Below are 21564 nucleotides of genomic sequence, written 5' to 3' on the forward strand. Positions count from 1 at the left end.
GGATCAACCCTCCCGCGTGCCAAGAAGACCCTTGGGCCGGAAGATAAGAATCAGCACCAGAAACAGATACGGCAGGATGGGTGCGACCTGGCTGAGCTTGAGCTTCCACAACGCATAGCCGAATGTCTCTGGTGCCAGCGTCACGCCGACCGTCTGCAAGGCCGACATCAGCGATGCATCAATCGCCACGGCAAAAGTCTGCAGCACGCCAATAAGGATGGAGGCCAGAAAAGCACCCGCCAAGGAACCCATGCCACCCACCACCACGACCACAAAAATAACACCGCCGACTGAGAATGCCATGCTCGGCTCCGTCACATAGGCATTGCCACCAATCACGCCGGCCAGGCCCGCCAGCGCGCAGCCGCCGCCAAACACCAGCATGAAGACACGCGGCACGTTATGCCCCAAGGCCTCCACCATCTCCGGGTGCGTCAAAGCCGCCTGAATCACCAAGCCAATGCGCGTGCGGGTCAGCAACAGCCAGATAGAGATCAACATCAACAGGGCCACCGCCATCATGAAGCCCCGGTACATGGGAAACTGGGTGCCATAAAGCGTGAACAAAGGTCCATCGAGCGCCACCGGCACCCGGTAGTCGACCGAACTGCGCCCCCACACCAGTTGCACCAGTTCCAGAATGATGTAGCTCAGTCCAAAGGTGATCAGCAGTTCAGGCACGTGGCCAAACTTGTGCACCCGACGCAGAAAATATTTTTCAAAGCCTGCGCCCACCAGGCCGACCAGGACCGGCGCTACCAACAGGGCGGCCCAGAAACCCAGCAGCGACGTGACCGTGTACGCGAAGTAGGCGCCCAACATGTAAAAGGAGGCATGGGCAAAGTTGAGAACGCCCATCATGCTGAAGATCAGCGTCAGCCCGGAACTCAGCATGAACAGCAGCATGCCGTAACTGATGCCGTTGAGCAGGGAAATGGTGTAGAACTCCATGCAGTACCCGTGAATTGGTGAATTTAAGCAACAGCAAACAACCGCCAGGGTTGGTGCAAAAAAAACCGGCCATCAATCGCCGGCAATGAACGCCACGGTGACAAGCAATGTCACCCTGGGTTCATCTCTTGGCAGTTTTAGCCTGGACGCTTCATCTGGCAGCTGGTGGGTGTGCTGGCCACATACGCCTCAATGTATTTGACAGGCGCAAAGGTGTAACCGGTTTTTTCAGCACTATAAGGGTACTTTTTGTCCACTTTTTGCCATTTTGAAATGTACAAGCCCTGCTGCATCTGGTGGTCTGACTTGCGCATCTCGGAGTCGCCGTTGAAGCCCTGGAACTTCAGCCCCTCCATCGCGGCAGCCACCTTGACCGGGTCGGTGGACCTTGCCTTGGCCATGCCTTCACTTAAAAGCACGAGGCCGTTGTAGATGGAGAAGGTGTAGAAGTCATCGCCAAACTTCTTCTGGAAGTCGTTCGCCAGTTTGCCCATGCCACCCGTGTAGTTGGAATGGTTGTACGCGATCTGATAAATCTCGCCTTCACCGCCTGCGGCCAGCGCGGTGGGCGTGCCCGACACACCGGCATAGTAGGTATACATCGGCAGCTTGAGCCCAGAGTCGTTCAATGCCTTGACGAACAGCGTCAGGTCTTGCCCCCAATTGCCCGTCACGATGGTGTCGGCCCCCGACGCCTTGATCTTGGCGACATAGGGAGAAAAGTCCTTGACCTGACCCATCGGCACTAGATCATCGCCAACCATCTGGGCATCGGGCCGCTTGCGGGCCATACCTTCCTTGAAATACTTGCTGACCTGCTGGCCGTGTGAGTAATTCTGGTTAAGCAAGTAGACCTTTTTGACTTCGGGCTTGTCTTTTATGAAGCTGGTCAGCGCCTCCATTTTCTGCGACGTGTCTGCATCCAGCCGGAAGTGCCAATAATTGCATTTCTCATTGGTCAAGGCCGGATCCACTGCGGAGTAATTCAGGTAGACCACTTCCTTGCCAGGGTTACGCTCGTTGTGCTTGGCGACTGCATCGGACAAGGCAAGCGCCGCGCCGGAACCGTTTCCCTGCGCGATGTAACGAAAGCCCTGGTCGACCGCCGCTTTGAAGGTGTTGAGTGCTTCTTGTGGCGACCCTTTGCTGTCCATACCAACGATTTCAAATCTCACGCCTGCCGGGTTCCTGACGCCATTGGCGCGGTCGGCAAGGAACTGCCAGTTCTTCAGCTGGTTCTGGCCCACGTTGGCCATCGGCCCGGACAGTCCCTCGATCATGGCAATTTTGACGGTCTCGCCCTTTTGGGCAAGCGCGCTGCCGGCACAAAATACCGCAGCCGCAGCTGCAACAACGTTTATTACAAATTTCATAAAAATCTCCTTAGTTTCAGTCAATCAACACCCGTCCAGCGTCACTGGTCTTAGGCCGGTCGCTTCATCTGGCAGCTGGTTGGCGTGCTGGCAATGAACGCGTCCATCTGCTTAACCGGTACGAAGGTGTAGCCGGTGTTCTCCACGCTGTACGGATATTTCTTGTCGACTTTTTGCCACTTGGTGACAAACATGGACTGCTGCAACTGGTGATCGGACTTGCGCATTTGTACTTCACCCGCAAAGCTCTTGACCGTCAAACCCTCCATCGCGGCGGCTACCTTGACCGGGTCGCTGGACTTGGCTTTGGCCATCGCGGCCGCCATCACGTTGATGCCGTTGTAAGTAGCCAGGGTGTAATAGTCGTCGTTGAACTTATTTTTGAAATCCGCCGTAATCGCACCGATCTCGCCGGTGTGGTTGGCGTGACCATAGGCAATGACGTACACCTCGCTGTCACCGCCACCCGCAGCCAGCGCGGTGGGCGTCCCGGTGACCTGGGCGTAGTAGGTGTACATCGGCAATTTGAGACCGGCATCATTGAGCGCCTTGACAAGCAGCGTCAAATCCGCGCCCCAATTGCCGGTCACGATGGTGTCGGCGCCGGACTGCTTGATCTTGGCGACATAAGGTGCAAAGTCTTTGACCTGACCAATGGGATGCAGATCATCACCCACAATCTTCACGTCAGGGCGTTTGCGGGCAATACCCTGCTTGAAATACTTGGCAACCTGCTGCCCGTGAGAGTAGTTCTGGTTGATCAAATAAACATTTTTGACGTTCGGCTGATCCTTCATGAAGGCGGTCAACGCCTCCATCTTCATGCTGGTGTCGGCGTCGAGGCGGAAATGCCAGTAGTCGCATTTCTCGTTGGTCATGGCTGGATCAACTGCGGCGTAATTGAGGTACACGACTTCTTTGCCGGGATTGCGCGCATTGTGTTTGGACACAGCATCGGCAATCGCCAACCCGGCACCTGAGCCGTTGCCTTGGGTCACGTAGCGAAAACCCTGGTCGATGGCCGCCTTGAGTGAGTTCAGGCTTTCCTGGGGAGACCCCTTGTTGTCAAAACCTGTGACTTCGAACTTCACGCCGGCGGGGTTTTTGGCCCCACTCAAGCGCTCGGCCACAAACTGCCAGCTTTTGAGCTGGTTTTGCCCCACATTGGCGAATGGGCCGGACAGCGGATCAATAAAAGCGATCTTGACGGTTGATCCAGCCTGGGCCAACGCACCACCGACGCACAAAGCAGCCACCGTGGCAGCGACAACATTCCTTACCAATTTCATATATAAATCTCCTGGGTTTTGATACATCAACACCCGTCCAGCGTACAAGCATTTTTGGCTTGTCCCATGAGGGATTTCCCGTACGATGAATCACCCAGGCGACACGAATCGAATCAGGTCTCAGGCATCCGGCAGCTTGTAATCCTTGAGCAGTTCACGCAATTTGCTCTTCTGCATCTTGCCGGTGCCACCGAGCGGAATCGCGTCGACAAAAACGACGTCGTCCGGTATCTGCCACTTGGCAGTTTTGCCTTCATAAAAGGCAAGCAACTCGTCACGCAAGACGTCCGCACCGGGTTTCTTCATCACGGCGATGATGGGCCGCTCGTCCCACTTGGGATGCTTCATGCCGATGCAAGCCGCCATCGCCACGGCTGGATGGGACATGGCAATGTTCTCTACATCAATGGAACTGATCCACTCACCGCCGGACTTGATGACGTCTTTGCTGCGGTCGGTGATCTGCATGTAGCCATCGGCATCAATGGTGGCGACGTCGCCAGTCGGGAACCAGCCGTCGACCAAGGGTGAGCCACCCTCGCCTTTGAAATAGTCACTGATGATCCACGGACCCTTGACCAGCAGGTCACCGTAGGTCTTGCCGTCCCAAGGCAATTCGTTCCCGTTGCCATCCACAATTTTCATGTCCACGCCGAAAACGCCCCGCCCCTGCTTGAGCCGGACCTTCATTTTTTCCTCTGGCGACATCGTAAGATGCTTGTTCTTGAGGGTGCAGACCGTGCCCAGGGGTGACATTTCCGTCATACCCCAGGCATGCAGGACCTCCACCCCATAGACGTCATTGAAAGCTGTGATCATGGCCGGCGGGCAGGCCGAGCCGCCAATGACAGTGCGCTTGAGCGTGCTGAAACGCAAACCACCGGCCTGCATATGACTCAGCATCATCTGCCATACGGTGGGCACACCGGCAGCAAACGACACACGTTCGCTCTCGATCAATTCAAAGATGGATTTTCCGTCCATGGCTGGCCCCGGAAACACCAGTTTCGCCCCCGTCATGGCCGCAGAGTATGGCAAGCCCCAGGCATTGACGTGGAACATGGGTACCACGGGCAACACGGTGTCGCGCGCGCTCATGCTCAAGGCGTCTGGCAAAGCGCCCGCAAACGCATGCAGCATGGTGGATCGATGGCTGTACAGCGCTCCCTTGGGGTTGCCGGTGGTGCCGCTGGTGTAGCACATGCTGGACGCCGAATTTTCATCAAATGAGGGCCACTGATAAATGCTCGATTGCGCGCCAATCCAGGCTTCATAACTTAGCAGGCCGGGAATGCCGCTGTCGGCCGGCAGTTTGTCGGCATCACACAGGGCCACAAAGTGTTTGATGGTGGTGCAGCGGCTATGGATGGCTTTGACAATGGGCAAAAAGCTCGTGTCAAAACACAGCACGGAATCTTCGGCGTGGTTGGCAATCCAGACAATCTGGTCCGGGTGCAGGCGCGGATTGAGCGTATGCAGCACCCGACCCGATCCGCTCACGCCAAAGTACATTTCCAGGTGGCGGTAGCCATTCCAGGCGAGGGTGGCCACCCGGTCGCTGAAGGGCAACTTCATGCCATCCAGCGCATTGGCAACCTGTCGGGAACGTGACGCTATGTCCTTGTAAGTGCAGCGGTGAATGTCCCCCTCCACCCGACGCGACACGACTTCACCTTCGCCGTGGTGGCGATCTGCAAATTCGATCAGCGACGAAATCAACAATTGGTGGCTTTGCATCAACCCGAGCATGAAACTTCTCCTCAAAATTGGTCTATTGGTCCGCCAGCATGGTACTGCGGTTTTCATGCAAATGGCCTGCACTTTGCCCAATCCACCGTTCCCGTGAAGGGGCGGTCGTCCAGTTTTCTGGGGTAGCGTGCGGCGAAAGATTCGGGAAAGGCTCAGCGCTGAAAACCGAGCCACGCAGTCCTTGGCCCAACGTGGGCTGGTGACGCTTGAATTCGGACGTGTGGATATTCCCAACGACGACGCGTTGACGCAGTTTTTTTCAACGCCAGAAAATCCACCCGGTACGCCTGAAAACTGAGCCACGGGCGCCCGCTGCGTGGATAACCCTGCGCGCCTTGTGCGACAGCGTCCTGCGACACAATTCGACCATGACCCTGGCCGCACAAAACTTCACCGCCCTCGATGTGGGATTAACCTGGCGCAACAGCTTCGCCCAACTGGGCAAACGCTTTTTCACGCCACTCGCCCCCTGGCCACTGCCTGCGCCTTATTGGGTTGGCCGCAGCGCCTCCGTGGCCCGTGAGTTGGGTCTCAACGCGTTGTGGCTGAACTCGCCAGAGCTGCTCCAGGTGCTGGCGGGCAACCAACCGATGGCAGGCACGCAGCCGCTGGCCAGCGTCTACAGCGGCCATCAGTTTGGCCAGTGGGCCGGGCAACTGGGTGATGGCCGTGCCATTTTGCTGGGCGAAACCGGGGGCCTGGAGGTGCAGCTGAAAGGTTCCGGGCTGACGCCCTACTCCCGTATGGGCGACGGGCGTGCCGTGTTGCGTTCGAGCATCCGCGAGTTCTTGTGCAGCGAAGCGATGCACGGCCTGGGCATCGCCACCTCGCGCGCCCTGTGCGTCATCGGCTCGGATGCACCGATACGGCGCGAGACCGTCGAGACTGCCGCCGTGGTGACGCGGGTGGCGCCCAGCTTCATCCGGTTCGGCCACTTTGAGCACTTTTGCCATCATGACCAGCCTGCGCAGCTCAAGATCCTGGCCGACTACGTGATTGACCGCTTTTACCCGGCCTGCCGCGCAAGCGCCAAGTTTTCCGGGAACCCATACGCGGCCCTGCTGGAGGCGGTGAGCGAGCGCACTGCGACCATGGTGGCGCAGTGGCAGGCGGTCGGCTTTTGCCATGGCGTCTTGAACACCGACAACATGAGCATTCTGGGTCTGACCATCGACTACGGCCCGTTCCAGTTTCTCGATGGCTTTGACCCCGGCCACATCTGCAACCATTCCGACACCCAAGGCCGCTACGCCTTCGACCAGCAGCCTAACATCGCCTACTGGAACCTGTTTTGTCTGGGGCAAGCTTTGCTGCCGCTGATCGGCGAGCAGGAACTCGCCATCGCGGCGCTTGAATCCTACAAGACCGTGTTTCCCGCCGTCTTTGAGCGCCTGATGTTTGCCAAACTGGGGCTGTTGGATGCCAGCGCCAACACGGCCACGGTAGATCAGGGGCTGCTGCAAGACATCCTGCAACTGCTGGCCCAAGACAGGGTGGACTACACCCTGTTCTGGCGGCGCCTGAGCCATGTCGCCGCCGGTACACACGCCCCATCGGTGCGGGAATTGTTTCTGGATCGATCCGGCGCAGACGCGTGGTTACTACGCTATTCAGAGCGGCTTGCGCTTATTCCACGCGGGCTAGCGGCCGATTTGATGCTTGAAACCAATCCAAAATTTGTGCTGCGCAATTTTTTGGGCGAACAAGCTATCCAAGCGTCAAAACTGAAAGACTATTCAGTAGTTGAGACCTTGCTGAGGCTGCTTGAATCGCCCTTTGAGGAACATGCCGGCTTTGAGGACTACGCGGCGTCTCCGCCCGATTGGGCCAGCAGCATCGAAATCAGTTGCAGTTCTTGAGAGCTTCAATTGAGCAGGCTTGCGGCAATGACGCCATCAGGCGTTCAAGCTCATCGGCAGGCAGCCCAGGCGAACAAAGAAAACCCTGAAACGCTTCGCAATTGAGCGCCGCCAGGTAGTCCCTTTGCGCAATGGTTTCGACCCCTTCTGCAACCACTTTCAATTTGAGGCCGCGCGCCATGCCAATGGTCGCACTCACGATGGCCCGGTCACTTTCGTCGTCAGGCAAACCCATCACAAAAGAGCGATCGATCTTGAGCTTGGAGATGGGGAATCTTTTCAGATAAGCCAAACTCGAATAACCGGTGCCAAAGTCGTCAATCGACAGGGCGACACCGAGGGCCGCCAAGGCGTGCAATCGGGTCAAGGTTTCATTCGCGTCCCTGACCAAAATGGACTCGGTCAATTCAAGCTCCAACAGGTGGGGCGGCAACCTTGATGCGATCAGCACATTGGCAACAATTTCCACAAAATCGGCCTGCTGAAACTGCAACGCGGACACGTTGACCGAAACTGCGACTGGCGTGCCGCCACCGTGCCAGAGCACCGCCTGCCGCACGGCCTCCTTGAGCACCCAGGTACCGATCGTGACGATGAAGCCCGATGCCTCCGCCAAGGGAATAAACACCACGGGCGACACATGGCCCAATTCGCTATCGGACCAGCGGATCAGCGCCTCCACGCCCAGCAACTGCCCGGTGTCCAGGGATATCTGGGGTTGGTAGTGCAGCTGGAACAAACCCTGCTCCATGGCCCGGCGCATGGCATGGTCCATTTTCATGCGCGACAGCAAATCAACGTTCATCTGCGGCTGATAGAAACGAAAACTGCCGCGTCCACGTTCCTTGACCAAGTACATCGCCGTGTCAGCACATTTGATCAATTCATCAAGTGAGCGGCCGTCGGCCGGAAACAGCGCAATACCGATGCTGCAGCCAACCGAAAAGCTGGTCTCCTCGATCAAAAAAGCCTGCGCCATCAGGTCGAGAATGCGGTGTGCCAACACTTCTGCACCACGGGCGTCCATTTCCTGGACAAAGATAACAAAGTCATCGCCACCGAGCCGGCACAAGGTGTCGGCGTCACGCAAGCACCGTTTGATGCGTTCGGCCACCTCGACCAGAACCCGGTCGCCAAACACATGCCCCATCGAGTCATTGATATTCTTGAAGTGATCCAGATCCAGAAAAAAAACGCCAAATTGCGCGCTGTGGCGCTCTGCCACGCGCAATGCATAGCCGACCCGCTGCGACAACAGTAATTTATTGGGCAGGCCGGTGAGGGCGTCGCTGTAAGCCAGTTGCTCAATCCGTTTTTGGGCCGCAAGTTCTTCGGTCAGGTCCTTGAGAAAACCAATGGTGTGCAAAACAGCGCCCTGCTCATCTCGCAACAACACCCAGGACAAATGAACAGCACAAGCGGCACGACCGACTCGATTGAGCCAAACCTGACCGCGCCAGACACCCGCATCGCGCAGCACTTGGTCCACACGAACCATCAATTCAGCATCATGCGAGTCTTGAAAAAAATCCCTCGCCGACTGCCCCAGTAATTGAGATTGGGTCGCTTCTGTCAAGCGCTCACACACGGGATTGACGGCCAGTATCGTCAGGCTTGGGTCCGTAATAAAGATCGCCTCCACACTTGACTCGAAAACCTTGGCCGCCAGACGCAGCCGGGACTGGGCGTCAACGCTCTGCGTGATGTCGCGAAATGAGAACACGCGACCGGTCGCGCGTCCTCGGCTGTATTGCGGCAGTGACACCCGTTCCAGCAGACGCCCAGTGGTCAAAACCAGTAAATCGGTGCTCTCCAATAAGGGATCCTCGGTGATCTCCAGAAGCCGATTCTCATACGCTGTTTCATCGACGACACATGAGGCAAGATGGGCAGACAAAGCCCTGCCATCGCGCTTCAACAGCAGTTCTTCGGGCACGTCCCACATGGCGGCAAAGTGCCGGTTGTAGTTGCGGATGTCGTCATCGCGATCAATGACCAGAATGCCATCGGCGGTAGATTCGAGTGTGGCACGCAGCTCTGTCACCAAGCTTTCAAGTTCAGCCTCGGCGCGGCGCTGTTGACGCATATCGCGGATGCCCACCAAATACACGGCACGACCGGTCTCGGGCCAAACCCGGCTGACACGGCGTTCCACCGGGACGGCCATGCCATCGGCGCCGCGCAACAGGGTTTCGGAGTGAATGCCATCCACCAAACCAGCGGCGACATCTTCCCAAAAGAACTGGTCTTCCGGCGTCGCGGTCAGCTCAATCGCGGGCTTGCCCACCAACTCCTCTGCCGGCAGCCCCAACAAGTCGGCCGCTGCGCGATTGACCAAGAGGATGCGCAAACTCACCGGATCAACCAGCCAGACGGCCTCGATCAAGCCATCAATCAAGAGTCCCCACCCGGGCGACGTCACGCTCCAACCTCGTCTGATGATGAATTGATTGCATTTTCAAAAAAATAACAAATTCGCTGTCGCGGCGACAGGTAATCCATGGCGTCCCGCGGCAAACTCGTTGGCTTGAGACTGCGCCGAATCCCGATATCAGGCACGAGCTCCAAGTCCAGAATCAGCGCCTCATGCTTGGGGATACGGGGCTCATACACGATCACCCGGGGCTTGAGCGGCCGGGTGGAATTGACCGACACCACCAGGGCAAATCGTTCGTCGGCCAATTGCACAACAGAACCTGGCGGGTAAACACCCATCATGCGAATAAATGCATTCAGGGCCACGCTGTCAAAACGGTTCTTCAGTTGGGCAAAAATGAGCGCCAGGGCTTCATGCGGGGTGATTGCGGCCGATGGCCGGCCCGGGTTGCACAAGTTGTCATACTGGTTGATGAGCGACAAAATTTTGCTCGGCGTGGACAGACTGTCGCCCTTGAGTCGGCCCGGGAAACCACTGCCGTCCATCGCCTCGTGATGCTGGGCGATGGCTTGTACGGCGCCAGCGCTCAAGTCCATGTGCTGACCCAGAGTGACGCCTTGCGCAACATGCTCCTGGTACAACTTGTATTCAGCTGTCGAAAAATTCTCTTCCGGCCAGCGCACGCGATCCGGCAAACGGGTTTTGCCGATGTCATGCAAGAACGCCCCCATGCCCAGATCAAGCATGTCTGGCTGTGGCAGACCCAACGACCGGCCAAGCAGCAGTGAAAGAATGGTCACATTGACCGGATGCATGGACGCTTTGTCCCCCATACCCTCTGACAACAAGCGAATGGCCAACTCGCCTTCCTCCAGCATGTCACCAACAAACCCGCTGACCACGCCAAAACACTGTTGCTTGGCCGCACCAGGCAAGGCGCTGACTTGTTCTACGGCCAGCTTGTAGTGTTGAATGGCGTCAACAAAGCGGCGTTCACAGACGATCAGCTGGCGCTGCTGAGCGCTCAACAGATCACTGCGCTGTTTGCGAAGACGAAGCTCGTCAGTTGGCTCCAAACTAAGGTCTGGCTTGGTTTGTTCACCCGGGTCAGCGCCCGCCGCGACCTGCGGGCCATCGACATTTTCGAACCCTGACAACAGATCACTCTTGCCAGGCAAATAACGAACACGTTTCAAACCCAGGCTGCGAATCACCGCAAGCTGCTTCTCAGAGCTAATTTTGAAGCTGCCGGTGGGAAATGGATGTGACATCCAGCCGAGCCCGAGTTCGATGAACATGCCAAGTCGCAATTGATGAATTTCAATGAATTCGAACTGAGCTTCGTCCATACGTGATTCGGTTTGGCCGCCCTGCGTCTCATGAGCAAGGCAATATTTGACACTGGAATGCTGATCTGACCGATCAACATTTCCGTCCTGGACTTTGGAGAATATCATGCCGAATCCAAAGAAAAGGGAATCCTAATGATTGATTTGTATTACTGGCCCACCCCCAACGGTTGGAAAATCTCCATCATGCTGGAAGAATGCAAGCTGCCGTACGATCTGTTCCCGGTGAACATTGGCAAGGGCGAGCAGTTTGCGCCCGATTTTTTAGCGATCAGCCCCAACAACCGCATGCCTGCCATCGTCGACCATGATCCCGCCGATGGCGGCGAGCCGATCGCAGTGTTTGAGAGTGGCGCCATTCTGATTTACCTCGCGGAGAAGACCGGCCTCTTCATGCCCGGCGACGTGCGCGGTAGGACCCAGATCATGCAATGGTTGATGTGGCAGATGGGCGGACTGGGACCGATGGCGGGGCAAAACGGTCATTTTTTGCTCTATGCGCCCGAAAAAGTACCCTACGCCATTGATCGATACGGCAAAGAGGTGAACCGCCTTTATGGCGTCCTCAACACCCAGCTCGGCAAGACCGGCGCGTTTGTGGCCGGGCCTGACTACTCCATTGCCGACATGGCGATCTTCCCCTGGATCCGAACCCATCAGGCGCAGAAGGTGTCTCTCGACGAATTTCCCCACATCAAGCGCTGGTATGACGCACTGTTCCTGCGCCCGGCCGTCCTGCGCGGGCTTGATGTGCTCAAGGACCTGCGCGCTGGCACCATGAGCGAAACCGCACGCAAGGCACTGTTTGGACAAACGGCGCAGAGCGTGCGTGCCGGTGATCACAAACTCATTTGAAGGAAAACCAGCATGATTGAATTTTTCTTTGACTGCTCCAGCCCCTGGACCTATCTGGCCTTTCACAACCTGCAGCCACTGGCCGCCGAATTGAATGAGCCGGTGCGCTGGCGACCGGTGCTGGTGGGCGGCATTTTTAACGCCGTCAACCCCAGCGTCTATGCCATGCGCGACAACCCGGTGCCCGCCAAATGGGCTTACATGCTCAAAGACCTGCAGGACTGGGCGCGCGAGACGGGTCTGAAGATTGTCTTCCCGCCCAGGGTCTTTCCAGTCAACAGTGTCAAGGCCATGCGCGGCTGCCTCTGGCTGGAGCCGCAGGGCAAGCTGCTGCCTTTTGCCACGGCGGTATTTGAAGCCTACTGGACGCGCGAAGAAGACATTTCGCAGGACGCCGTGCTTATTGAAATCTGCGGCCAAGTCGGTGTCGATGGAGACGCGTTCTTGGCCGGCATCGGGCAACCTGCCATCAAGGCGCAGCTCAAAGCGAACACCGAAGAAGTGATTGCGCGTGGCGGCTTTGGTTCGCCCACCATTTTCCTCGGCGACGACATGTATTTCGGCAACGACCGTCTGCCGCTGCTCAGGGCCGCGGTCCTGCGCGGACGCGCCGTCCCGTCGTGATGTCTAAGCCCCAAGTCGACGCATCGGCAGGGGATGCACCTTTCATTTTCTCGGCCGATGGTCATAAATCCCTGTATTTCACGCTCGACCAACTGCAAAGCCGCATGTGCAGTGCGCATCCCAACCAACTGGAGGTGGATTACACGCGCACGATGATGGGCTTTTTGCTGTTGAACAGTCGACCGGCCCGCATTGCCATGATTGGACTCGGCGGTGGGTCGCTACTGAAGTTTTGCTACCGCCACCTGCCCAACGCACACCTGACGATGGTCGAGATCAACCCGCAGGTGATTGCGCTGCGTCACGAGTTTGAAGTGCCGGAAGATGCCCAGCGCATCGAGCTTGTTTGCGCTGACGGGGCCGACTTTGTCCGTGACGCCGCAGCCAACAACTCCATCGGTTATGACGTGCTGCTGGTTGACGGCTTTGACAGCGCGGGGCTGGCGCCCAGCCTGTGTTCACAACGCTTTTACAACGACTGCTATCAGGCGCTCTCACCGCAAGGTGTCATGGTAGCCAACCTGCACCATGACGATCCCCAACACGCCCTGTTCACCGCACGCATCCGGCTGGCTTTTGACGGCAATTTGCTGGAAGTCGCCTCACAGAAAAAAAGCAACAGCATTCTTTTCGCCCGTAAAGGCCAGCTGATTTCAATCGACGAAATACGGCAGAGCAACCCGCTGAAGAACTTTGACCAGGACGTTCGCGCTCAACTGCAACGCGAATTTGCGCGCATTTCCTGGGCGGCGACGCAAGTCGCTTAGAGCACCGTTTAATGCAGTTGCACGCCGGTCTTGGCCTGCAGTTCTTCGAGCGTTACGCCCGGGGCCATCTCCACCACTTTCAGGCCATGCGGCGTCACGTCCAGCACGGCCAGGTCGGTGATGATGCGGTCCACCACGCCGACACCGGTCAATGGCAACGTGCAGCTGGGCAAGATTTTCAAATCAATGGTGCCATCCTTCTTCTTGGCCACGTGTTCCATCAGCACGACGACGCTCTTGACGCCGCCCACCAGGTCCATCGCACCGCCCATGCCTTTGACCATCTTGCCGGGGATCATCCAGTTGGCCAGATCGCCTTTCTCGCTCACCTGCATGGCACCCAGAATACTCAGGTTGATCTTGCCGCCACGGATCATGGCAAAGCTGTCGTGGCTGCCAAAGATGGACGAACCGGGGATCGTGGTCACGGTCTGTTTGCCGGCGTTGATCAGGTCGGCGTCGACTTCGTCTTCGGTGGGAAACGGACCGATTCCCAGCATGCCGTTTTCACTTTGCAGCCAGACTTCAATGTCGGGTGACACAAAGTTCGCCACCAGGGTGGGCAAACCGATGCCGAGGTTGACGTAAAAACCGTCTTTAAGCTCTTCTGCCGCTTTGGCAGCCATTTGTTCGCGTGTCCAGGCCATGATCAGACTCCTGCTTTCTTGGTCGATGTTTCGGTGATCGTTCTCTGCTCAATCCGCTTCTCGGGATGCGCATTGAGAACAATCCGGTGTACGTAAATTCCTGGCAAGTGAACCGAATCCGGGTCGAAGGTGCCCACCTCAACGATTTCTTCAACCTCAACCACCGTGATTTTGCCGGCCATCGCCACCGCCGGGTTGAAATTGCGCGCCGTGCGCCTGAACAGCAGATTGCCGCTCTTGTCAGCCTTCCAGGCCTTGACCAAGGACACCTCGGGCACGAGCGCTCGCTCCATGATGTACGTATGGCCATCAAACTCGCGCGTTTCTTTGCCCTCAGCCACCAGCGTGCCCACGCCGGTGCGCACATAGAAAGCGGGAATGCCAGCGCCGCCAGCACGCAGCTTTTCAGCCAGCGTGCCTTGCGGCGTGAAGTCCAACTGCAGTTCGCCCGACAGGTACTGGCGTTCAAATTCCTTGTTCTCACCGACGTAGCTGGAGATCATTTTGGTGATCTGGCGCGTGTCAAGGAGCTTGCCCAAGCCAAAGCCATCAACGCCAGCATTGTTGGAAATGACGGTGAGGTCTTTGACGCCGCTGGCACACAGGGCGTCAATCAGGGCCTCGGGAATGCCACACAGACCAAAGCCGCCAACGGCCAGCAACTGGCCATCTTTGACGATGCCTTCCAGTGCTTTGGCCGCGTTAGGGTAAATTTTGTTCACTGTGCAATCTCCTTCAAAGAAATAATGGCCTTACGATACTACCTAACTTCATACGTAGTTTTCCGTAAAGTACAAACCCTAAGTATTGCTCGCCCACACCGCATGGATATCGATTACCGTCTTGCCTTCGATCTGGCGCCCGTCGGCCTCGCCCTCTCAAGCAACCGCACCATGCTGGACTGCAACCGCCACCTGTGCGAGATGTTTGGTGCCTCGCGTGAATTATTGGTGGGTCAGTCCTTTCAGGTGCTGTACCCCAGCGCCATTGAATTTGAGCGCACGGGCTCGCGCATTGCCCCCTTGTTGAACCGCAACGGCACCTACGCCGACGACCGCATCATGAAGCGCGCCAACGGTGAAACATTCTGGTGTCATGTCACCGGCCGCGCGCTCAACCCGGACGCACCGCATGAAACCGGTATCTGGACCTTCAAAGACCTGAGCTCGCGCCGCCCGGTCAAGGCGGAGTTGACGGCGCGCGAACGCGAGGTGGCGGCGCACCTGATGGATGGATTGACCAGCAAGGAAATCGGCAAAACGCTGGCCATCAGCCACCGGACGGTTGAAATTTACCGCGCCCGCCTGATGCGCAAATACAAGGCATCCAACACCGGGGACTTGGTGCACAAATTAATGGCGGGCTGAAAAAAGGACAACAGATTCAGGCCGGCCTAGCCGCAGGTTCATTCGTGCAGGCAAGCTTCACGTCTGGCGCGCGGCGCAGGGGAATGCTGTAGTCGGCATTGACTGGAATCAACAGCATGCCCAGCATGCGAGCCCTGGCGGCCGATCGGGTGTCCGAAAGTGTCTATTTACGCCAGGGAAAATACCGACACGCCGATTGAGTTGGCCCATCTGTTAAAACACGCAATCTCCATTTTTCTGCGAATGACCCAGCCGATGCCTAATTCACCTTCCCCTGTCGCTACAGAACCTGCCACCAACCCGCCGCCTGTGATCCGCTGGCTTGAGGCCGAGCAGGAGCGTTCAGCGCGCTGGCGCTCGGAGCGCGGTGCACCACCGCCCAAACGAGTCGTGCTGGCCGATGACACCACCACCGCCGACATTGCCTACCGACTGGCCTGCGAAGGTACGGCCCTGCTCTGGCGCGGCGATTTTCAGAATGCCAAGCAGCTGCTGCAGGCCCTGGCACGCCGCACGGACCAGGTTCCCACGCGCAAGCGCAAAAAGGCAGCCACGCCAGTGCCGGTGGCGCAGGCCTTTCACCTGCACCGCCTGGCGCAGTCGCAGCGGGCGCGCATGCTGGGCATGCTGTTGATTCCAGTCAATGCCGACTACAGCATTCCCCTGCGCCGCGCGCCAGACGTGAAGCTTGCCTGCACCGAGGCATGGGGCCCAGCGAATGAACCTGCGGGCGTCTCGGTGGTCTCCTTGCGTGAATTGCTGGGCATCACCAGCGCGCACGAATGGCGCCGCAAAGGCGTTGAAATTGCTGCGCTCGGCGAGCCTCCCCACAACCGTATTCATCCGCATTACGGCGTGTTCTCCCCGGTGCGTGGCGAATACATCCATCTGGTTGCCACCGCGCATTTGCCCAAACCCCCGAGCGGGCAGGCATTGATCGCGTTTGACGTTGGTACCGGCACCGGCGTGCTATCCGCCGTGCTGGCGCGGCGCGGCGTCCGCCAGATTGTGGCCACCGATCAAGACCCCCGGGCGCTGGCCTGCGCGCGGGACAACCTGACGCGTTTGAACGTAACCGACAAGGTTCAACTGGTGCAGACGGATCTGTTTCCAGAGGGGCAAGCCTCGCTCGTGGTGTGCAACCCACCCTGGCTGCCCGCGCGGCCCAGCTCGCCGATTGAACGCGCGGTGTACGACGAAGGCGGGCGCATGTTGACCGGCTTTCTGAAGGGACTGACCGCCCACCTCGCCCCCAAAGGGGAAGGCTGGCTGATCTTGTCCAACCTGGCCGAACATCTGGGTCTGCGCACGCGCGAAGAACTGCTGGCGGCGTTCGAGGCTAACGGCCTGCGCGTGGTGAGCCGCATCGATGCCAAACCGCAGCACCCCAAGGCGTCGGATGCCAGCGACCCGCTGGCCGATGCCAGGTCGCGTGAAGTGACCTCGCTCTGGCGCCTGGCAGCTGCTTAGCCAACACAAGCAAGCAACCATGACCAGCGTCGTCGACGTGCTGGCTTGACCCATGAAACTGCTGCTGGTGGAAGACGGTCTGGCGACGCCGGTGTCGACGACTCCCTGCCCAAACCGTTCGATCTTGATGAACTCGAAGCCCGGCTCCGCCGCCGCCCAGAAAATAGTGACAGAATCACGCGATGGCCCTGATGAACGTCTCCGTTGTAATACTGCATTTTGTGAGCAAGCCGACCCTGCTGCGCAGGCACACCTCAAGTACCACAAGCCATGACCAATAGCAAATACGCAGGCTTCTTTCCAGAACTCATCAACAATGAAGCGGATGAGACCACGCGGCCCCTGCCGATTCAGGAGTTGCCGCGGCAATTCCAGATTGACCACGAGATGGCAGTCATCCGCACCCATCACGCGCGCATCGCCAGCGCCATCGACATGTTTTGGGGTCACAAGGATTGCGTCGAGTACTTGCATCAACTGATTCTCAATGGCGGTGACGGTGTCGGCAGAACCCGGATTGGCTTCAAGCACGAGGTCTTGGCAGCCTTCATGCATCTCATCACGCTGCACGACCTGCCAGAAAATTGACTGGTATCTGGTCGTGTCACGTCCATCACCCATCAAGCGTGCCAGCTAATGGAACGATTGCGCATCGACAAATGGCTGTGGGCCGCCCGCTTTTACAAAACGCGCAGTCTGGCCAGCGAAGAAATTGACAAGGGCCGGGTGCATGTCAACGGCGTGGCGGTCAAACCGGCGCGTGAAGTCAAAGTCGGCGACACGCTGCTGCTGCGCACCGGCCCCATCACCCGCACCGTGGTCGTGCAAGGCATCAGTGACAAGCGCGGCCCGGCGCCCGTGGCCGCGCTGCTGTTCCAGGAAACCGCCGAGTCCATCGCCAGCCGCGCCCTTGCCGCCGAGCAACGCCGCCTGGCACCGGAACCGGCCCTGAGCCTGACGCAAGGCCGCCCCACCAAGCGCGACCGCCGCGACACCGAAAAAGCCCGCAGCGGCCAGGTCCACGACTGGGACCAGCGCTGGAGCGCTTCCATCGACACCTGAATCCCGGTGCAATTCATCCAGTAAAGTGGCATGGGGGCTGGCATGGCCAGGGCCCTCATGCTGTCAAAGGCCCAGAAATCGGTCCCCAGCCATACCAGCCCCCATGCTTTGCGACATGCCTGGCGTGCAACCTCAAGCCACGCGCGTGACCGTCGTCGGCTTGAAGCCCAGATCAGCGACCTTTCCTTTGCGCCCGCGCACCGCCCGCGCGTTGTTGAGGCTGCGAATCTCCAGCGTCTCGTCGCGCGCTTTGCCACCGCGCCCGATGCCTTCGATCTTGACGCTGCGCAGGTAAGCGCAAGCGCCGGCCAGCGTGTCCTTGTCTTCCAGATCAATCAGCATCAGCCCGCGCCCGCCGGTGGCCATGGTTTTGAGCTGGTCGATCTCGAAGGTCAAAATGCGTCCGCCAGTTGAGGCGCAAGCCACGTGCGTGGCAGCGACCCACGGCACAGACCCCGAGCCGCCCGCCACCGGTGACGGCTTGCACAAGGTTTCGCCTGCGTTGCAGGTGACGAAGGCCTTGCCCGCCTTCAGGCGCGAACTCATGTTCTCCACCGACGCCATAAAACCGTAGCCGCCCGAACTGCTCAGCAGCAGGGTCGCCGTGGCCGGGCCGGCAAAGTAATACAGCAGCGCGGTGCCACTCTCCAACTCAATCAGGCTCGTGATCGGTTGACCGTCACCGCGCGCGCCTGGCAACAATGCCACCGCCACCGAATAGACCCGGCCATTGCTGCCAAACACCAGCAGCGTGTCGACCGTGCGGCATTCAAAGGTGTCGTAAAGCGCGTCACCAGCCTTGAAGTTGTATTCCGCCGGTAGGCCGCCGTTGACAGCGCGCTCGCTGGCCCAGCCTTTTTGCGCACGCACCCAGCCCATTTGACTCACCACCACCGTCACTGGCTCATCCACCACCTTGACTTCGAGCACCGCTTTTTTCTCGGTCTGGATCAGCGTGCGGCGCGGGTCGGCAAAGGTTTTGGCATCAAGCTCAATTTCCTTGATCATCAGGCGGCGCAAGGTGGCTGGGCTGCCCAGGATTTCTTCGAGCTTTTGCTGCTCGCCGCGCAGTCCGGCCAGCTCCTGCTCGATCTTGATCGCCTCCAGCCGCGCCAGTTGGCGCAGGCGGATTTCCAATATGTCCTCAGCCTGCCGGTCCGACAGGTTAAACCGGGCGATCAGCGCCGCCTTGGGCTCGTCGGCCTGGCGAATGATGGCGATCACTTCGTCGATATTGAGCAGCACCAGTGCGCGCCCTTCCAGGATATGGATGCGGTCCAGCACCTTGTCCAGGCGGTGTTGCGAGCGCCGCTCGATGGTTTGCTGGCGGAACGCGATCCACTCGGTCAGCATCTGACGCAAGGACTTTTGCGTCGGCCGGCCATCCAACCCGATCATGGTCAGGTTGATCGGGCTGGAGCTCTCCAGACTGGTGTGCGCCAGCAGCGTGGTGATGAGCTCCTGCTGGCTGATCTTGCTGGTCTTGGGCTCGCACACCAGACGCACGGCGGCGTCTTTGCTCGATTCATCGCGCACGCCGTCGAGCACCGACAGGAGCGTCGCCTTGAGCTGGTTTTGCTCCAACGACAGGGCCTTTTTGCCGGCCTTGATCTTGGGGTTGCTCAGTTCTTCAATTTCCTCCAACACCCGCTGCGTGCTGACCCCCGGCGGCAACTCGGTCAGCACCAGGCGCCACTGGCCGCGCGCCAGGTCTTCAATCTTCCAGCGCGCCCGGCATTTGAGCGAGCCGCGGCCGCTGCGGTAAGCGTCGGCAATGTCTTCCGCGCTGCTGATGATCTGGCCGCCACCGGGGTAGTCCGGGCCGGGAATCAGCGCGAACAACTCCGCCTCGCTGAGCTGGGGCGACTTGATCAGCGCGATGCAGGCATCGGCCACCTCGCGCAGGTTGTGGCTCGGGATTTCGGTGGCGAGCCCGACCGCAATGCCGCTGGCGCCATTGAGCAGGTTGAAGGGCAAGCGCGCCGGCAACTGGCTGGGCTCCTGCGTCGATCCGTCGTAGTTGGGAACGAAATCGACCGTGCCTTCGTCGATTTCATCGAGCAGCAGCCCGGTGATCTTGGCCAAACGCGCCTCGGTGTAACGCATCGCGGCGGCGCCGTCGCCGTCACGCGAGCCGAAGTTGCCGTGGCCGTCAATCAAAGGGTAGCGCTGTGAAAAGTCCTGCGCCATGCGCACCGCAGCGTCATACACCGAGGAGTCCCCATGTGGGTGAAAGCGCCCCAGCACGTCACCGACTATCCGAGCCGATTTGACCGGCTTGGCCCCCGTATTGCCGTTGGGGCCACCATATCCCAAGCCCATGCGACTCATGGCGTACAAAATGCGCCGCTGCACAGGTTTCTGGCCGTCGCAAACATCGGGCAAGGCGCGACCCTTGACCACGCTCAGGGCGTATTCCAGGTAGGCACGCTGGGCGTAGGTCGCCAGATTCAGCGCATCGTCACCCTCAGGCTCGGCCAGTGGTGCAATGTCAAAAATTAGTTGATCAGTCATAGAAAACAGTAGTCGGATTTCATTAAATCAAAGCAAAAATTTCAAACGGACCCGCGCAGTGGCTGGGTTGGGCGGCCGACGATTTCTGGTACTCCAGCATGAGGAGGCAGCCAAACCCGGCTGCTGCGCAGCGACACCATGAAGACAGCGATTACCGTATAAAAATAATAGCTACTAATGCATACAGGACGGGGGCTAGAGCCCTAAAAGTCTTAAAAAATTCTAAATATCGATCTCGACCGTATCGCCATGCAATTCCATCAGCTCGCGCCGGGCCGCCGCCTCGCCCTTGCCCATCAGTTGGGTGAACAAATTTTGCGTTTGCAGAAGATCGATGCTGCCCAACTGCACCGGCAGCAAGCGCCGGGTGTCGGGGTTCAAGGTGGTATCCCACAACTGCTCGGCATTCATCTCGCCCAGGCCTTTGAAGCGGCTGATGCTCCAGGCGCCCTCGCGCACACCTTCCTTGCGCAGCTTGTCCAGAATGGCGGTCAGCTCGCCCTCATCGAGCGCATAGGCCTTGGAGGCGGGCTTCTTGCCGCGTGCAGGCGCATCGACCCGAAACAGCGGCGGGCGTGCCACAAAAATATGGCCGGTCTCGATCAACTTGGGGAAATGCTTGAAAAACAGCGTCAGCAGCAGCACCTGGATGTGCGAGCCGTCCACGTCGGCATCCGACAAAATGCAGACCTTGCCGTAGCGCAGCCCGCTCAAATCGGGCGAATCGTTGGGCCCATGCGGATCAACGCCAATCGCCACCGAAATATCGTGAATTTCATTGTTGGCAAACAGGCGGTCACGCTCGACCTCCCAGGTGTTGAGCACCTTGCCGCGCAGCGGCAAAACCGCCTGGCTCTCCTTGTCGCGCCCCATCTTGGCGCTGCCACCGGCCGAGTCGCCCTCGACCAGAAAGACCTCGTTGTAAGCCAGGTCGCGGCTTTCGCAATCGGTCAGCTTACCCGGCAATACGGCTACACCCGAGCCCTTGCGCTTCTCGACCTTCTGGCCCGCTTTCTGGCGGAACTGCGCCGCCTTGATCGCCAGTTCCGCCAGCTTCTTGCCGTACTCGACGTGCTGGTTCAACCACAGCTCCAGGGCCGGTCGGACAAAGCTCGACACCAGCCGCACCGCATCGCGCGAGTTCAGCCGCTCCTTGATCTGGCCTTGAAACTGCGGGTCCAGCACCTTGGCCGACAACACGTAGCTGGCGCGGGCAAACACGTCTTCGGGCATCAGCTTCACGCCTTTGGGCAAGAGCGAATGCAGCTCGATAAAGCTCTTGACCGCCGTGAACAGGCCGTCGCGCAAGCC

General features: G+C 58.7%; 19 protein-coding genes. 9 read left to right on the plus strand and 10 right to left on the minus strand.

Annotated features, from left to right (window positions below; genetic code table 11):
• Positions 1–3: 3 nt before the first annotated feature.
• The 4 genes from GZ093_RS03180 to GZ093_RS03195 all read right to left on the minus strand — a co-directional run bounded on the left by GZ093_RS03180 (position 4) and on the right by GZ093_RS03195 (position 5362).
• Positions 4–951 carry a branched-chain amino acid ABC transporter permease gene (locus GZ093_RS03180; RefSeq protein WP_296481959.1) on the minus strand — a complete coding sequence of 316 codons (948 nt, stop codon included), beginning with the start codon at positions 949–951 and terminating at the stop codon, positions 4–6.
• Positions 952–1088: 137 nt separating this feature from the next.
• Positions 1089–2324, minus strand: coding sequence for a branched-chain amino acid ABC transporter substrate-binding protein (locus GZ093_RS03185; protein ID WP_296481962.1), 1236 nt, complete (start codon positions 2322–2324; stop codon positions 1089–1091).
• 50 nt (positions 2325–2374) lie between these two features.
• Positions 2375–3613, minus strand: a complete 1239-nt coding sequence (locus tag GZ093_RS03190; RefSeq protein ID WP_296481965.1) for a branched-chain amino acid ABC transporter substrate-binding protein — start codon at positions 3611–3613, stop codon at positions 2375–2377.
• Between the two features lie 120 nt (positions 3614–3733).
• The gene (locus GZ093_RS03195) at positions 3734–5362 is read right to left on the minus strand and encodes a 3-(methylthio)propionyl-CoA ligase (RefSeq protein ID WP_296481967.1); all 1629 of its coding nucleotides are present in this window, start codon (positions 5360–5362) and stop codon (positions 3734–3736) included.
• A 368-nt stretch (positions 5363–5730) separates the two neighbouring features.
• Here GZ093_RS03195 and GZ093_RS03200 point away from each other — a divergent pair, with 368 nt between their 5' ends.
• Positions 5731–7221, plus strand: a complete 1491-nt coding sequence (locus tag GZ093_RS03200) for a protein adenylyltransferase SelO (protein WP_296481969.1) — start codon at positions 5731–5733, stop codon at positions 7219–7221.
• On the opposite strand, the gene GZ093_RS03205 is transcribed toward GZ093_RS03200, so the two are convergent.
• Together GZ093_RS03205 and GZ093_RS03210 are read right to left on the minus strand one after the other, a co-directional pair.
• A complete protein-coding gene (locus GZ093_RS03205) occupies positions 7205–9643 on the minus strand; it encodes an EAL domain-containing protein (RefSeq protein WP_296481972.1) in 2439 nt (812 codons plus the stop codon). The two genes, GZ093_RS03200 and GZ093_RS03205, sit on opposite strands and share 17 nt — an antisense overlap.
• A complete protein-coding gene (locus GZ093_RS03210; RefSeq protein WP_296481974.1) occupies positions 9640–10947 on the minus strand; it encodes an HD-GYP domain-containing protein in 1308 nt (435 codons plus the stop codon). Before GZ093_RS03210 ends, GZ093_RS03205 begins: the two co-directional genes overlap by 4 nt.
• Positions 10948–11082: 135 nt before the next feature.
• Here GZ093_RS03210 and GZ093_RS03215 point away from each other — a divergent pair, with 135 nt between their 5' ends.
• From GZ093_RS03215 to GZ093_RS03225, 3 genes are read left to right on the plus strand one after another with little or no spacing between them, the layout of a single operon-like run.
• Positions 11083–11802, plus strand: coding sequence for a glutathione binding-like protein (locus GZ093_RS03215; RefSeq protein WP_296481977.1), 720 nt, complete (start codon positions 11083–11085; stop codon positions 11800–11802).
• A gap of 12 nt (positions 11803–11814) precedes the next feature.
• Positions 11815–12426 (plus strand): 2-hydroxychromene-2-carboxylate isomerase, encoded by a 612-nt coding sequence (locus GZ093_RS03220; RefSeq protein ID WP_296481979.1) that lies wholly within the window; start codon positions 11815–11817, stop codon positions 12424–12426.
• The gene (locus GZ093_RS03225) at positions 12426–13193 is read left to right on the plus strand and encodes a transferase (RefSeq protein ID WP_296481982.1); all 768 of its coding nucleotides are present in this window, start codon (positions 12426–12428) and stop codon (positions 13191–13193) included. Before GZ093_RS03220 ends, GZ093_RS03225 begins: the two co-directional genes overlap by 1 nt.
• An 8-nt stretch (positions 13194–13201) precedes the next feature.
• Here the strand turns inward: GZ093_RS03225 and GZ093_RS03230 are convergent, their stop codons facing one another.
• Together GZ093_RS03230 and GZ093_RS03235 are read right to left on the minus strand one after the other, a co-directional pair.
• On the minus strand, positions 13202–13840 hold the full coding sequence (locus GZ093_RS03230; protein WP_296481985.1) for a 3-oxoacid CoA-transferase subunit B: 639 nt from the start codon (positions 13838–13840) through the stop codon (positions 13202–13204).
• Between the two features lie 2 nt (positions 13841–13842).
• Positions 13843–14562, minus strand: coding sequence for a CoA transferase subunit A (locus GZ093_RS03235; RefSeq protein ID WP_296481988.1), 720 nt, complete (start codon positions 14560–14562; stop codon positions 13843–13845).
• 102 nt (positions 14563–14664) lie between these two features.
• Here GZ093_RS03235 and GZ093_RS03240 point away from each other — a divergent pair, with 102 nt between their 5' ends.
• From GZ093_RS03240 to GZ093_RS03260, 5 genes are all read left to right on the plus strand, one after another.
• Positions 14665–15207 (plus strand): PAS and helix-turn-helix domain-containing protein, encoded by a 543-nt coding sequence (locus tag GZ093_RS03240; protein ID WP_296481991.1) that lies wholly within the window; start codon positions 14665–14667, stop codon positions 15205–15207.
• A 255-nt stretch (positions 15208–15462) separates the two neighbouring features.
• On the plus strand, positions 15463–16677 hold the full coding sequence (locus GZ093_RS03245) for a class I SAM-dependent methyltransferase (protein WP_296481994.1): 1215 nt from the start codon (positions 15463–15465) through the stop codon (positions 16675–16677).
• A gap of 52 nt (positions 16678–16729) precedes the next feature.
• On the plus strand, positions 16730–16951 hold the full coding sequence (locus GZ093_RS03250; protein WP_296482032.1) for a hypothetical protein: 222 nt from the start codon (positions 16730–16732) through the stop codon (positions 16949–16951).
• Complete coding sequence (locus tag GZ093_RS03255) at positions 16948–17265, plus strand: hypothetical protein (RefSeq protein ID WP_296481997.1); 318 nt, start codon at positions 16948–16950, stop codon at positions 17263–17265. Before GZ093_RS03250 ends, GZ093_RS03255 begins: the two co-directional genes overlap by 4 nt.
• Positions 17266–17313: 48 nt before the next feature.
• Positions 17314–17739 (plus strand): S4 domain-containing protein, encoded by a 426-nt coding sequence (locus GZ093_RS03260; protein WP_296482000.1) that lies wholly within the window; start codon positions 17314–17316, stop codon positions 17737–17739.
• Between the two features lie 132 nt (positions 17740–17871).
• Here GZ093_RS03260 and parC read toward each other — a convergent pair whose 3' ends face one another.
• Together parC and GZ093_RS03270 are read right to left on the minus strand one after the other, a co-directional pair.
• Positions 17872–20253 carry a DNA topoisomerase IV subunit A gene (gene parC / locus GZ093_RS03265; RefSeq protein WP_296482003.1) on the minus strand — a complete coding sequence of 794 codons (2382 nt, stop codon included), beginning with the start codon at positions 20251–20253 and terminating at the stop codon, positions 17872–17874.
• Between the two features lie 222 nt (positions 20254–20475).
• A partial coding sequence (locus tag GZ093_RS03270; RefSeq protein WP_296482008.1) for a toprim domain-containing protein occupies positions 20476–21564 on the minus strand: 1089 nt, incomplete at its 5' end.

Origin of the sequence: Rhodoferax sp. (assembly GCF_010365055.1) — a bacterium.
Classification (GTDB): Bacteria; Pseudomonadota; Gammaproteobacteria; order Burkholderiales; family Burkholderiaceae_C; genus Rhodoferax.

Coding starts and splice junctions, on each gene's coding strand:
- GZ093_RS03195 (WP_296481967.1), bottom strand. CDS start 5,362: ATGCTCGGGTTGATGCAAAGCCACCAATTGTTGATTTCGTCGCTGATC.
- GZ093_RS03225 (WP_296481982.1), top strand. CDS start 12,426: ATGTCTAAGCCCCAAGTCGACGCATCGGCAGGGGATGCACCTTTCATT.
- GZ093_RS03260 (WP_296482000.1), top strand. CDS start 17,314: ATGGAACGATTGCGCATCGACAAATGGCTGTGGGCCGCCCGCTTTTAC.
- parC (WP_296482003.1), bottom strand. CDS start 20,253: ATGACTGATCAACTAATTTTTGACATTGCACCACTGGCCGAGCCTGAG.
- GZ093_RS03210 (WP_296481974.1), bottom strand. CDS start 10,947: ATGGACGAAGCTCAGTTCGAATTCATTGAAATTCATCAATTGCGACTT.
- GZ093_RS03200 (WP_296481969.1), top strand. CDS start 5,731: ATGACCCTGGCCGCACAAAACTTCACCGCCCTCGATGTGGGATTAACC.
- GZ093_RS03230 (WP_296481985.1), bottom strand. CDS start 13,840: ATGGCCTGGACACGCGAACAAATGGCTGCCAAAGCGGCAGAAGAGCTT.
- GZ093_RS03215 (WP_296481977.1), top strand. CDS start 11,083: ATGATTGATTTGTATTACTGGCCCACCCCCAACGGTTGGAAAATCTCC.
- GZ093_RS03250 (WP_296482032.1), top strand. CDS start 16,730: ATGAAACTGCTGCTGGTGGAAGACGGTCTGGCGACGCCGGTGTCGACG.
- GZ093_RS03240 (WP_296481991.1), top strand. CDS start 14,665: ATGGATATCGATTACCGTCTTGCCTTCGATCTGGCGCCCGTCGGCCTC.
- GZ093_RS03185 (WP_296481962.1), bottom strand. CDS start 2,324: ATGAAATTTGTAATAAACGTTGTTGCAGCTGCGGCTGCGGTATTTTGT.
- GZ093_RS03180 (WP_296481959.1), bottom strand. CDS start 951: ATGGAGTTCTACACCATTTCCCTGCTCAACGGCATCAGTTACGGCATG.
- GZ093_RS03220 (WP_296481979.1), top strand. CDS start 11,815: ATGATTGAATTTTTCTTTGACTGCTCCAGCCCCTGGACCTATCTGGCC.
- GZ093_RS03245 (WP_296481994.1), top strand. CDS start 15,463: ATGCCTAATTCACCTTCCCCTGTCGCTACAGAACCTGCCACCAACCCG.
- GZ093_RS03255 (WP_296481997.1), top strand. CDS start 16,948: ATGACCAATAGCAAATACGCAGGCTTCTTTCCAGAACTCATCAACAAT.
- GZ093_RS03190 (WP_296481965.1), bottom strand. CDS start 3,613: ATGAAATTGGTAAGGAATGTTGTCGCTGCCACGGTGGCTGCTTTGTGC.